The sequence below is a fragment of the Shewanella sp. 553 genome (assembly GCF_059338375.1).
This window is the reverse complement of sequence record NZ_CM181701.1, coordinates 1,768,143-1,782,430: the sequence shown is the minus strand read 5'-3', so window position 1 is coordinate 1,782,430 and position 14,288 is coordinate 1,768,143. Positions and strand designations below refer to the sequence as shown.

The window sequence follows — 14,288 nt, the reverse complement described above, 5'->3', positions numbered from 1 at the left end:
TAATATGACAAAATAGTTACCTTGTTACCATGGCGCTACAACAAACAAATCAAGAACAGTGCAAGTAACGACTATTGAAAACAAGTTGCACAAATAAACAACAAACAAACGTAAGTGGTCATATTTTCTATTAAGTTATGACATTTCAATCCGATAAGATAGATATTATTTAGCGCAACAAACGAGTATTTCGATGAAAGAAGTCAAGTTTAGGTGGATAGATCAATACCTGATCCACATGACCTTAAAAACAAAGTTTACCATTTTAGCGATTATTCCAATCATCACCTTACTTGGCTTAGCCAGCATTTTATATGGCCAGTTCAATAATCAACTGCGTCAAAGCCATCAAGTCACAAGTGTTAACTATGCACAGCAGTTGGCCGATGTCATTGAACTCAGTTCTCAATACATACCTACTGAGCAACAAGTCGCCTTTAAACGTGCTTTAACTCAACAACAGATAGCAACATATACCGAGTCATTAACTGCTGATACGGCCCGTATTGCATCGCAAGGGGGTGGCAGTAACGTTAGTGACGACAGTGTTAACGCTTACAGCCGCGTAACCGATAGCGGACTTATCGCCATTGTTAAGGTCGATAATTTAAGTCATACACTCGATTCGGCGAAACCTTATGTATTGGCTAGCTTGTTAGTGTTGACCTTAATCATCTTAATCGCCTGTTACTATATATCGACCTTTGTTGGCGGTGCTCTATACACCAGTGTGATGGCGCTAAAACGTGCTGCCGATGGCGACCTTACGGGTCGACTTAACTTCTTCGAAGTGAAAGATGAATTTAGTATTTTGGCGATTAGCATAGATACATTGGTAGAGCGCCAGCACAACCTTGTACGCCAACTATCCCAGGCCAGCAGCCAAATTCGTAATGTCGTACAAAACTTTAGACAAACCGCTGAAGAAGGTCAGCACTTGGCAGCAGGGCAACGTCAGCATTTAGACTCACTCGCCACCGCCATGGAGCAGATGACGGCCGCGGTAAAAGAGGTAGCCCGTAACGCCGAGCTGTCATCTAGTGAAACCCAAGAAGCTAACCAACAAGTTGAGGCAGGTTCTAAAGATATTGCCATTACTGTCGATGCCATTGGTGTGCTATCAAATGAGATTGGTGACGCCGCTAATGCCGTCAATGTGCTCAATGAGAATGCCAGTAAAATTGATGAAGTGGTATCGACCATTAACGCAATTTCTGAGCAAACTAACCTACTAGCATTGAACGCTGCCATTGAAGCCGCCCGAGCCGGTGAACAGGGACGCGGCTTTGCCGTAGTTGCCGATGAGGTGCGCACATTAGCTGGGCGGACTCAAGCCGCTACTGTCGAAATTAAAACCATGATTGAAGCCTTACAAAACGGTTCACAAAATTTAACTCAAGTAATGAAGCGCACCGTGGATTTGGCACAAAATGGTAAGCAACATGTTCTCGACACAGGTAAAGACTTAACAGCGATTGCACAACATAGTGAAAAAGTGTACGAAATGAGTGTGATGATCGCGACTTCAGCAGAACAACAATCTGCCGTAGCGAATGAAATTGCCACAAATCTCATGGAAATACGTAACCAATCCCATGATGTTGAGACATCAGCCAACCAATCAGTATCTGGTTGCGACGAATTACACGCCACAGCAGAGCAATTAGATCAATTACTCATCGGCCTAAAAGTTTAACATCATAGAGTGCTGGCCTTTTTAATCACAAGGCTAGCACTCTGTTTTTGCTTTACTATTTAATCTCAGTCTGTTTTGATTTAATCTTGACCAATCGCGTTGGGTTACAGGAATTGCAGCTGAAATGGCCACACACACTAAACACAATACAACAATGCGTAATACCCAATGGAAAAACAGCCTAACGGTTAAATTTATCCTGGTTCAATTTGTGGTCGCCGTGCTCATTATTGCCTCCAGTACCTGGTTTATTTTTAACGCTGAAAAAATACATCATATGGACACCCAGCTGTCCTTAAGCCAAAGCTATGCCCGCGCGGTTATTGCTCAGTTACAACAAATTACATCGAAAGTAGAAACCTTGACCCGTTCACTGGGCACGGTTGGAGAAACTTATTATGAGCAAGCGAAGCAAATTGATAAGTTAATCTCCCCCTTGCTGACAATGGAAAACGATCAACAACTAATTGCCAGCGGTGGCATTTGGCCTGAGCCGAAACATACGACGGCTCAGGTGTCGCTCGACAGTTTTTTTTGGGCTAGGGATGACAACCAGCAATTCCGTAAAATCGATGACTACAACCTCCCAAACAATGATTTAAGATACGATGAAACGAGTTGGTATACGCCGGCAAAGTATCTACAAGACCGCCATACGCATTGGTCACAATCTTATATTGACCCCTATACCAAGGAATTAATGATCACGGCGTCTATTCCAATGCGTGTCGACCATCAATTTGTTGGCGTAGCAACCGTAGATATGGCATTAAGTGGTATTGATAAGTTGCTGACGTATTCTGACCAAAACCCATTATCAAAAGGTTATATTATCGCCTTAGATGCTTACAACAATCTGTTAAGCGACCCTTTCAAAAATAATGATAATGAATCGCCACATTTAGGAAAGTCTTTCACCCACCTAGTGAGCCATTACCCTGAATTATCCCCCTTAGCTACCGCGATAACGCAGATGGACCAAGAGTTCTATCAACAGATAATGACAAAACCTGCTTATCAAAGGGCACAGCTGCAACCATTACTCGATAGTCTCTCTTCTGAGCAACATGACAGATTGCTTGCCGTTATTAACGCATCGCTGCAACCTAAAGCCTATAAACAAGCCGTAGAGACCTTAACACTCGATACAGGCCCACTGCTCAACGAACCTGTAATTATCTCAATCCTTACCATGGAAGAAACGTTATGGAAAATCATTTTAGTCACCCCCATTTCAGGGTTATCGCAGCAAGCCAATGCCATCGCAATGAAAATTGGGGCATTTTTATTACTGTCACAACTTCTGGCACTCATCATCTTATTTGTCTTTCAACATAAGCTGTTTATTCGACCTATTTTTCAAATATCCTCGGCATTACAAAGCGGTAATCTAGGTTGGCTAGCACTTGATGCCAATACTCGCCAAGACGAGATCGGTCAGCTAGCTAAGGCCTTCGTGGCCCGCAGTAATCAACTGGAGATTGCTTACGCCAGCTTAGATGCCAGTAACCTGGCATTAGAGCAGCAATTGGCGATGCAACAACAGGCAAAAACAGAGTTGGAAAGCAAAAAAGAGCTCATTAATTCGTTACTCAACGCGTCTCAAAATCTCATTTGCATTAAAGATATGACAGGTAGATATACCTTAGTAAACGACAAGTTTTGTGAAATATTAGGCCTAGAACGCAAACAGATCTTGGGCGCAAGAGACAGTGAAATTTACCCACCGCATATTGCAGACATTATCGCGCACCATGATGCTATCGTTAAAAACAGCGATAATGGCCAAAGTTTTGAGCAGCCAATCCCCACCATTCATGGCGAGTTAACCTATTTGGTCAGTAAATACCCTATCAACGATACCGACGGCAACCTTATCGCATTGGGCGGCATGGCAATGGACATTAGTCGTTTAAAAGCGCAGCAAGTGGAAAGTGATGCCCGCATTCAGGAATTAATAACACTCAATGCACAATTACAACAGACTCTCGAGTTGACTGCGAAACAAGAATTGGCCTTTAAAGAAGACAAACAGGCTAACGCAGCTCCTAATGCCCCGATAAGTTACAACAAGTCAGTGACTCAACCTGGTAGCGAACACGACCAACAACAAATTTTGTTGCACATAGTACAGCAACTTAATAAGCAACAATTAACCGCACTTGAGCACCTGTTTACCCAACTACAAAAAGTCACCAGCCAAGGCCGCGTCGCCCCCCTAATGACAGATAAGGTTCATGCCGAACATCTAACAGAGATTCTAGCCGAGCAGATCGATATATTACGCCATACACAACCATTGCTGTTATGTGAATATCAAGAAACCAAATCAATCCAGCTTGAACAGTACTTACAAGATATGCTGGCGATGCTGGCGCCGCAACTGAAACAAAAACAGGTACAATGGCAGGTGAACAGCGAACAGTCACTGGCGGTATCTCTGCCCTCTTGGCACCTATTTTATCTAAGTTACCGCTTAATTAACAATACACTAGTACACGCTTTCCCCAATGAAGTGCCTTTCGATAGTCCAAAAACCTTACAGATTGATGTTAACTATCAAGATGGCAAGCTCACGATAATAGTGCGCGATAACGGCATCGGGCTCTCGGGCAATGCCTTAACTAAATTACAGGGACAACTGATGGATCTTGAGGGGTACGGCACACTCGTGGAACTCAACCGTTGGTTAGCCACCCATTATCAAGGCGAGCTCAGCATCGCCTCTGTCGCGAACCAATTCACGGAAATACGTTGTCAGATCCCACTGAATCGGCAACAAATTCATGGACTGTAATATTGCTTTTTTCAGGCAAAAAACAAAATCCAATGGGCATGATCTTATCAATAACTTGATTTTGTTGGGACCGATATCGAAGCGCGAATAAACAGGCGCTAAGGACACCCTAGATATATAGAGTTAAGTGACATTCGATATTAAAAGTAAATTAGCGCGAGACATCAACTATATAATGCCCTTGCAACCAATTGCGCCCAATAAGCAATTTATTGGTCATTTTTGAGCGATCTCGCAAATTCACCCTAGTCTTATACTCTTTACCTGGCTCGCCCATATTAAGCTCAATCATATAGCGGATCTCGCTGCCTTGGGCATTTCTAATCAAGGATGTTTCCACAATACGGCTACGGATACGCTGCCTTTCTCCCAGCTCATTTTCCGTGGTGAAAGTAATCATCTTACCAACATTCTGTTCCATATCAGCAACGCCAGCATCAACTTTAAGATCAACGGCATGCAGCGAATTTTCAACCGCTCCGGTATCGATGCGAGTGTTATAACGTAACCCCGCTTCTACGATATTAATCATGGCCACTGAGCCTATCAACTGCTTTTCAGCAACATCAACAATATATTTATCTTTCAGCCAATTACGTCCAATCAGTAAACGGTAATCCATGTGGCTGCGATCGCGTAGGTTCACTTTGACTTGACGCTCCTTGCCATCGAAACCAAGGTGTAATGCCACCATGTAGCGCGTTTCGCTTCCCTGTGAATTTTTCACCCTAGACACTTTGACAATTTTAGCGCTTAAACGCCGCGCTTCACCAGCTTCATTTTGCGTTGTAAACCAAAGGGTTTTGCCGATGTTATCTTTCATTTTAGCCGCGCTACCACCTTCAATCTCTAAATCGGTGGCATGCAATGAGGTGTTTGCCGCTCCCGTGTCCATGCGAGCCTCATAGATGAGATCCGCCTCTTCAACAGATAATGAAGCCGTTGGACCAATAATCTCTTTTTGTGCCGCCCAGCTTGGCATGGTAAACAATATGGCACAAAGACAAATGATTTTAAGCATCTAACACCTCATCTCTCATCAATTAAAAAGCCGACAATCTCAGTCGGCTTCATTGCAATGTCACGCGTTACGCTGTGGCATCTTGACTTGCCAGCCATTGGCGCGCCGCAAGCCTATTGTCATGCTGAAAGACTTTGACCGGACACGGCACCATGCAGGCCAACACTGTGGCCATGGGCAACTCACCGCTTGTGATGATGGCAACTCGTGAAAAATCCATCAAATGAAAAAAACCTAACTTTGCTTCATCCCACAGCGTCTCAACCGACACACCTTCAAAGTCAGCACTCAATTCATACCATAACTTAATTGTTGCATGATCTTTTAACTTGGTTTCGATAGCAGGCAATAGCTGTTGATTGAAATCGTCACTGGTGAGTACGCCATAGACTTTTATCGCCACCACTTCATGACTGAATCCCTCTAGTAACTCGATCATTTCTCACTCCTTACCAATCAAGCATCAACAACCAATGTTACGAGCTTAAACGAGAAAGTCATACACTACAACGGACAACTAATTGCGGGTATTAGAAATTAATATAAGCACACTGCGCTACATCAGGATTAGTGTAACTTGGCAATTTCCTGATCGAATAAATTTTTGATTAAGCCTGAAAATTCGGTGATGAATAGCGTCTGCTCAGAGGTAGCATAATGATCAGCCACCTTAGCCAAAATCTCTTCAAGATCATAAACAATCGCATCGACTTCTCGTATAACGGTATTACGCTGGGCAAAGGTTAATGCAGGATTTTGACCACACACCATAATAATCTGCGCCGCAAGTTGCTCTTCAAACAACTCCATCACAGTATCGCCAGCAATTAAGGAATTATCTGACGACTCAAACAGCCCCAGATGTTCGGTGAGATATTGAATGAGATGTATATATCCGTCTTTATCTGTAACCATGATTAGCCTTAACAAACATTAATTAAAGAGCATGCTCTCACCCATGCCCTTAATTCGATAATTGCCGCTATTATGGTACAAATTATGTGGTCAGTCTCGTCTAAAGTGCACGTTTTTGATTAACGGTTTAAAGTTAACACAAATGATACTGGCACCGCCTTGCTGATAGCACTTAAGCCGGCCAATTCACGCAGTTTCTCGACCCCTGCTGCCAAGTCAAAATCAGCAGCGTCGATGATAAGTGGCATTTCGCTAGTAACCAATAGCGTGTTTTGATTCAACTTGGCTACCCGCACGCTAATATCCAGCATTTTAGATTGACCGCGTAACCTGACATTAGCAGGAATGACCATAGTATCCATACTGCCCACAGCCAGTTTATCAATCGCCTTAGCATCAATATTTGCCGTTAATGCTAATGCGGGGAACTGCGAAGTTTCAAACAATACCTGCTTCATGCGCTCATCACGGATCTCAATATTGGTCCATACACTGATTAATGGAATCGATAACGAAAAATCACCATTACTATTTAATTCGCCTTTGATTTGAGTAAACTTGTGGATCTCTGCAAGGTCACCATTCTTCACCGATATAAAGTTGACCACTGAGCCTTGATTATTGACTTGCCAAGTTGAGGCAAACACACTCACGCTGACCACTGCGGCCCATAGCCCTAATAATACTGTTTTCATTTCATGCTCCATTGAGTTAGCTGTAATTCCATTAACCATTATCAAACGGCGATAATGAAGGTTATTTCTATATTAGCCTATTATAGAATGCGTTGAATCGCGAAATTAATCGCCATAAAAAAAGCCCTAACAAGGTTAGGGCTTTTTATCATCAACATACTATTTTGCTTTTGGCTTCGCCTTGGGTTTGGCTTTAGGCTTGGCCTCTGTCACCCATTCACCATCGATATATTTAGCGGTCCAACCTGTAGCCTTACCATCAACTTCGGTAGCGACATACTGCTCTTTGGTCTTACGACTAAAGCGCACGAACGCCTTATTCCCGTCATCATCTGCCACGGGTGCATCGGCAAGATATTGATATTTAGGCCATAATAGTTCGCGGTATTTAACCAACTCTTCTACTAAGGGAGCACGAGTTTCACGTGATTTAGGGAAAGTACTGGCCGCCATAAAAATACCCGCTGCACCATCACGTAATACAAAGTAACCATCAGACTTGGTACACTTGAGCTCGGGTAGATGGATCGGATCTTCTTTTGGTGGCGCCGCTTCACCGCTTTTAAGCAGTTTACGGGTATTTTTACATTCGCTATTAGTACAACCGAAATATTTACCAAATCGGCCGTTTTTAAGCTCCATGTCATTACCGCAGCGGTCACACTCTAAGATAGGACCTTCATATCCTTTAATCTTAAATTGGCCTTGTTCGACTTCATAGCCGCCGCACATAGGGTTATTACCACACACATGCAGCTTACGCTTCTCATCAATTAAGTAGCTATCCATGGCCGTGCCACAGACACCACAGCGATGTTTAGCCCGCAGCGCATCCGTCTCGGCATCTTCGCTATTTTCACTCACAGCCTCTTCACCTGGGGTCAAGTTCATGGTGGTTTTGCAACGCTCTTTAGGCGGCAAGGCATAACCAGAACACCCCAAGAACACCCCAGTGGTGCCAGTGCGGATACCCATAGGACGCTGACAAGTCGGGCATTGAATGTCGGTTAGCACCATCTCGTTAGGACGCATGCCGCCCTCTTCTGGTGGTAACTCGGCTTTTTCTAATTGCGCCGTTAAATCTTTGTAGAAGTTGTCGAGTACTTTTTTCCAATCAAGCTGACCTTGGGCCACGTTATCAAGCGTTTGCTCCATACCCGCGGTAAAGTCGTAACTCATTAACTCTTCGAAGCTGCCCACGAGGCTTTCGCTCACGATTTCACCCATTTTCTCGGCGTAGAAACGACGATTTTCCACCTTGACGTAACCACGGTCTTGGATAGTTGAGATGATCGTGGCATAGGTCGATGGACGACCAATTCCACGTTTTTCTAACTCTTTCACCAATGACGCTTCGCTGTAACGCGCGGGCGGCTTAGTGAAATGCTGTTTGGGTAGCAACTCTTCGAGCGCCAAATTGTCACCTTTGGCGACAAACGGCAAGGTGTTATCTTCTTCGTTTTTCTTCTTGATGGCGGTTTGTACGCGCGTCCAACCATCAAATTTGAGCGTACGACCGGTCGCCTTTAATTCGTAATCGGCAGCCGATACCGTTAAGCGAGTAGCATCGTATTTAGCAGGTGTCATCTGACAGGCCACAAACTGACGCCAAATAAGCTCATAAAGACGCTGAGCATCACGCTCCATGTCAGAAAGGCTCGCTGCCGTAACTTTTACGTTAGAGGGGCGAATCGCTTCGTGGGCCTCTTGTGCGCCTTCCTTGTTACCGTAACGAATCGGAGCTTCGGGTAAATACTTATCACCAAAGTCATTGGCAATCATTTCCCGAACATTATCTAACGCTTCTTGACTCAAGTTGGTTGAATCGGTACGCATATAGGTAATATGACCAGCTTCATAGAGACGCTGCGCCATCATCATGGTTTTCTTGACGCCAAAACCTAATCGGGTGCTCGCCGCTTGTTGCAAGGTCGAAGTAATATAGGGCGCAGACGGTTTACTCGACGTGCCTTTGTCCTCGCGATCGCTCACCACAAAAGTGGCATCAGATAAGGCCGCCACCGCCGCCATGGCTTGGGCTTCATTTACCGGGTTGAAGGTATCACCTTGGTACTTATTGACCTGCATTTTAAGCGATTCATTACTGAGCGTGTTTAGCTGAGCATGAATGTCCCAAAACTCTTCTGGCACAAAGGCTTTAATTTCGCTTTCGCGTTCAACCACTAAGCGAGTCGCAACCGATTGCACACGACCCGCAGATAAGCCTCTGGCCACTTTTTTCCACAACAGTGGCGATACCATAAAGCCAACAACACGGTCGAGGAAGCGACGTGCTTGTTGAGCATTAACCATATTAGTATCTAGACTAGAGGGATGGCTGAAAGCCTCTTGAATGGCAGTTTTGGTGATCTCATTAAACACAACGCGCTGATAGCGCGCCGGATCCCCACCAATCACTTCTTGTAAATGCCAGGCGATCGCCTCTCCTTCTCTATCCAAATCGGTTGCGAGAAAGATATGGTCGGCATTTTCAGCAAGAGATTGTAATTCTTTGACGACTTTTTCTTTACCGGGCAGAATTTGATACTGGGCTTTCCAGCCATTTTCAGGATCTACCCCCATGCGAGCGACGAGAGCTTGCTTGGCTTTTGCGGCTTTATAAATTGCCTTTTCTTCAGGAGACATCTTGCGCACTTCAGCGGGCGTTTTCGTCAAAGACTTCGCCTCACTGGTGGAAGATGTTGGTAGGTCACGAATGTGCCCCACACTCGATTTCACGATGTAATCTTTGCCGAGATATTTATTAATAGTCTTGGCTTTGGCCGGTGATTCGACAATAACTAGCGATTTACCCATAGAATGATCTGCGCCAAAAAGTCTCAAAATTCTGTAAATTGGCTCCATATATAGAGTGTTGTACTCCGAGTTTCAAGCAAATCCCTGTTTTATTTGTCACAGACAGCCAATTTTTAACCATTTCTTAAAAAAATGTAAAAAATAATATTTCGCCATAACATGCGAATTTTCCATTATTGTGCACTCATAAGTGATACTTATGCACTTATGACCCTATCGCTACTCCCTTGCCCAAGGCACCAACTTGTTAAGCACGTCACCTTACGTATACTGGTGCCCAAATTCAGCAAATCATCAAGTACCGTATGATGATTTGCCTACAATAATAATGATATCGAAGGAATGGGAATGAAGCATTACGAAGCAAATTTTGATGGACTCGTTGGACCAACACACAACTATGCAGGACTCTCCTTTGGCAATGTCGCCTCACTAAACAATGCCGCATCGACCTCAAGTCCAAAGTCGGCCGCTAAACAAGGTTTGAAAAAAGCCAAAGCGCTTGCTGATATGGGAATGGTTCAAGGCATACTGGCCCCTCAGGAGCGACCAGACCTACATACACTGCGTCGAATTGGTTTTTCCGGCACAGATGCGCAAGTATTAAGTAAAGCGGCTAAGCAAGCCCCTGCGGTCCTTAGAGCATGTTGCAGCGCTTCAAGCATGTGGACGGCAAATGCGGCCACGGTCTCGCCCAGTGCCGATACCCACGATGGTAAGTTACATTTTACTCCCGCTAACTTAGTCGATAAATTGCACCGCAGCATAGAACCAATCACCACAGGCAACATTCTTAAGGCCACGTTTAATAACTCTCGCTATTTTAGCCACCACCAACATCTACCAGAACAGGCCAGTTTTGGTGATGAAGGCGCGGCTAACCATACCCGTTTATGCAGTGAATATGGACATGCTGGGCTCGAGCTTTTTGTCTACGGCCAAGAAGCGACCAACCCTTTAGCGGCCAAGCCTAAGCTTTTTCCCGCTAGGCAAACCCTAGAAGCGTCACAAGCGATAGCACGCTTACACCAACTCGATGATGACAGCGCGGTATTTATCCAGCAAAATCCTGATGTGATTGATCAAGGGGTGTTTCATAACGATGTCATCGCCGTGGGTAACCAAAATGTGCTGTTTTATCATCAGCAAGCGTTTGTCGACACCCAAGCGAAAATCGCCGAGATCCAGCGTAAATTTAATGGTCAAGAACTGCACTTTATTGAGGTGCCCACCGGTAAGGTCAGCATTGACGATGCGGTTAAAAGCTACCTGTTTAATACTCAAATCATTACGCTACCCAACGGTGAAATGGCCATTATTGCCCCCACAAATTGCCAAGATAATCCAGCAGTTTCAGCTTATCTTGATGAGGTCGTTACCTTAGGCACCCCCATTAAGCAGGTCCATTACTTCGATGTGAAGCAGAGTATGCAAAATGGCGGTGGCCCAGCTTGCCTGCGTTTACGTGTAGCCATGAATGAGATGGAAGTGGCAGCCGTAAACCAGCATACATTAATGAGTGATGCGCTTTACGCTCGCCTTAATCTGTGGGTCGATAAGCATTATCGTGATGAGCTGGCCGTTGATGATCTTGCCGATCCTCAGCTTGTTATCGAGTCGCGTACCGCCCTTGATGAGCTAACGCAAATTATGAAACTGGGTAGTGTGTATCAATTTCAACAATAAGCTAAAACCTGAATCCTAAATAATCAATAAAAAAGCGCACTTTAAAGTGCGCTTTTTTTACTGACTTTACAGTCCCTTTAACTGAACTTGATGAGCTTCAGCCTTATGCTATCTAGTGAATAATCACAGGGATGGTAGCCACTTGGCTTAGTTTTCCTTTCGGTGTGACAGCCTCAATGACTAAGGTCCCAGAATCAGCTTGATCAGCGCCTTTAATCACCACGCTGTAAATACCCGCACGATTATCATTAGTCGATTCGACAATAAATTCACCTTTGCTCGCAAGGCTGCCTGCTGACGGCGTAAAGGTTATCTTAGTGCCTGCTGGTAAAGGCTGATTATGCAAATCGCCAATAATGATAGATACGCCACCGGTTGATTTACCGATAATATCCAAGGTCTGGTTATCGTTAAACCCGTCACACGGATCCACTACGTTTTTGTCATCTATGCAGCTATCTTCTATAACTGGTGTCGATGACACCGCATCACTACCTGCCATCACTAGGACAATCGATGCACGCACATTGAGTGACTTGTTAACGCTTGAACAGCCATCGTGCCCGTCGCCATTAGCATCTAACGTACATAGACTGCCGTTATATAAGTTATCAGCAATATCAAATACCTTGTTATTGTTGAAATCAACAAAGGTCTCTGCGTCACCACCCGCTTCACCGATAAACCTTGGGTTAAACAATGAGTCTTCATTATGATCGACAAATGCCTCATCTAGATCATAAGGTTTACCTGAAACATTAAGCTTGGTTCTAAAATTGACGACTTCATTGGCATCGAAGCGACCATTACCATTGAGATCAGGAAACGACTCTTCACCAATGGCTCTGGCCAAAATAGTTACCCGTCCACCATAGGGCTGGCCGATATCTGCATCTAGAGATGGCTCTTGAGCCAAATCGAATAAGGTTTTACCTGTAGGTCTTGGGTTTTGGCTGGTCCATTTAACCGAGCACACACCATTGACAGTGACACATGACGGGTCAATAACACCGCCTTCGGCGGTAAAGGTCACGGCGGTACCATCTGGCACAGGGTTATTAAAGGCATCGGCTAAGCGCGCCGTCACATTTACCTCAACACCGTCATAATCCCATCCCTCAGGATTAAGGTTGTCGGCAGACAGAGAAAAACTGTCTTGATCTGGTAAGCCAGTTGAGACAACCAATAGCTTAGATTGACTCGATATTTCAGGCGAGCTGCCATCCACAATCGCAGTGACTCTGACTGATGTAGCAACCGTCCCCGAATTAACCACTGTCTGAGCGATACCTTGAGCACTAGTGGTTGCAAATTTAGGCTCAAATTCAACATCGCCAGTATCGGTATTTAAAGAGAAAATCACATTTTGATTACTGACAGGATTACCGTTTTTATCTGATACTTTAAATCTGACTGTCGAGGACTCAGCTCCCCCAGTACCTTTAAGGTTAATTACCTCTGGTAAAGCTTCGACAAATGCAATACTACCAACACTTGCAGGCAACACATTCACTAAAGCACTGGCTGAAAGTGATTTCCCTCCCACATTAGCGCTGACATTGATTGCATCATCGCCCACACAGCCTTTAGCTAAATAGGTGGTGGTTGCCACACCATTGATCGCCAATACCGGCGAGCTAATTTCAGCTTCAGCTTTAGTTGAACATGTAGATGAAAAATTCACTTCCACAGGCTCAGTAAATACGGTACCGGTATCATCTTGCAGTGATACTGAAATACTGGCCGTGCCACCCGCTGAGACTTCTGCTGGTGAAACTGAAGCCACTCCAGCTTGAAACGGTGTGCCACTGCCCATCTCTACATTGGTCGCACCAATTTTAAAGACTAAATCTGTTTTTTCACCAGAGAGTAAAGTCGCCGTAGCAGTCCCTGCACCAGGTGCTGTGCCGGCCAAAATCTGCACCGTTGCTTTACCATTATCGGTGGCAGCGGTATCGATTGGGATCTCGCCCAAGGTGCTGGAGAACTGCACTATCGTAGTTTTAGAGATACCTGATACCGTCGCCACTAAATAACCAGGGGCTAATGATGAAATGGTATCTATCGGATTTTGAGTAATAGGGTCATCGACTAAAATAAGCGCAATTTGGGCACCATCTGTAGGTGCACCGCCGTCACCTGATGTATTAAAAGAGACCAATGCCGTTACAGTATCGCCATCAGCGGCATTATAAGTGGCAGTCACACTGCCTGACCCCAGTTTATCACCGGGCAACACATCCACCGTGACTTGGCCTGCAGTATTAGAAACACCACTACCAGGGGTTAACACTCCCTCACCTTCGAGAGTAAATACAATGCGACCACCAGAAAATGGGGTTCCATTTTTAGACAGTGTGGCTTGTAATTTACCGGGTGTGGTATTGGAAATATCGTTAATGGCTTGCCCATTAGCATCCGTTAACGCCAAAGTGAGGCGATAAACATCATCGGGCGCGGTCGGAGGAACGCCACCTGGACCATCGTCAGCTCCACCCCCTCCACCACTACAGGCTACGATAAACAACAAAAACAAATATGAGGTAAAAACTTTATACGCTGACTTCATTGTCAGACTCCCTGTTACTCAAATTATTACTATAATCATCACTGCAAGCACAAGCACGTTACCTGCTGCACACCCAGAAAAACCTTATTGTA

At 44.8% G+C, this 14,288-nt stretch carries 9 protein-coding genes; 3 read left to right on the top strand and 6 right to left on the bottom strand.

Going from position 1 to position 14,288, the window contains the following annotated elements:
- Positions 1–193: 193 nt before the first annotated feature.
- Both AC5YBZ_RS08085 and AC5YBZ_RS08080 read left to right on the top strand, forming a co-directional pair.
- Entirely contained in the window at positions 194–1,696 is a 1,503-nt protein-coding gene (locus AC5YBZ_RS08085; RefSeq protein ID WP_494519252.1) for a methyl-accepting chemotaxis protein, read from the top strand.
- Positions 1,697–1,820: 124 nt separating this feature from the next.
- Positions 1,821–4,493, top strand: coding sequence for a PAS domain-containing protein (locus AC5YBZ_RS08080; protein ID WP_494519253.1), 2,673 nt, complete (start codon positions 1,821–1,823; stop codon positions 4,491–4,493).
- A 151-nt stretch (positions 4,494–4,644) separates the two neighbouring features.
- Here AC5YBZ_RS08080 and AC5YBZ_RS08075 read toward each other — a convergent pair whose 3' ends face one another.
- The 5 genes from AC5YBZ_RS08075 to topA all read right to left on the bottom strand — a co-directional run bounded on the left by AC5YBZ_RS08075 (position 4,645) and on the right by topA (position 9,941).
- Positions 4,645–5,514, bottom strand: coding sequence for a putative ATP-dependent zinc protease (locus tag AC5YBZ_RS08075; protein WP_494519254.1), 870 nt, complete (start codon positions 5,512–5,514; stop codon positions 4,645–4,647).
- Positions 5,515–5,581: 67 nt separating this feature from the next.
- A complete protein-coding gene (locus AC5YBZ_RS08070; RefSeq protein WP_494519255.1) occupies positions 5,582–5,953 on the bottom strand; it encodes a SpoIIAA family protein in 372 nt (123 codons plus the stop codon).
- Positions 5,954–6,081: 128 nt separating this feature from the next.
- Complete coding sequence (locus AC5YBZ_RS08065; protein WP_494519256.1) at positions 6,082–6,429, bottom strand: DUF3802 family protein; 348 nt, start codon at positions 6,427–6,429, stop codon at positions 6,082–6,084.
- A gap of 119 nt (positions 6,430–6,548) precedes the next feature.
- The gene (locus AC5YBZ_RS08060; RefSeq protein WP_494519257.1) at positions 6,549–7,124 is read right to left on the bottom strand and encodes a YceI family protein; all 576 of its coding nucleotides are present in this window, start codon (positions 7,122–7,124) and stop codon (positions 6,549–6,551) included.
- Between the two features lie 159 nt (positions 7,125–7,283).
- Positions 7,284–9,941, bottom strand: a complete 2,658-nt coding sequence (topA, locus tag AC5YBZ_RS08055; protein ID WP_494519258.1) for a type I DNA topoisomerase — start codon at positions 9,939–9,941, stop codon at positions 7,284–7,286.
- 348 nt (positions 9,942–10,289) lie between these two features.
- Between topA and astB the strand changes: the two genes are divergently transcribed.
- On the top strand, positions 10,290–11,627 hold the full coding sequence (gene astB / locus AC5YBZ_RS08050) for an N-succinylarginine dihydrolase (RefSeq protein WP_494524732.1): 1,338 nt from the start codon (positions 10,290–10,292) through the stop codon (positions 11,625–11,627).
- Positions 11,628–11,739: 112 nt separating this feature from the next.
- On the opposite strand, the gene AC5YBZ_RS08045 is transcribed toward astB, so the two are convergent.
- Positions 11,740–14,196: an Ig-like domain-containing protein gene (locus tag AC5YBZ_RS08045; RefSeq protein ID WP_494519260.1), complete on the bottom strand. Its 2,457-nt coding sequence runs from the start codon at positions 14,194–14,196 to the stop codon at positions 11,740–11,742.
- Positions 14,197–14,288: the final 92 nt, after the last annotated feature.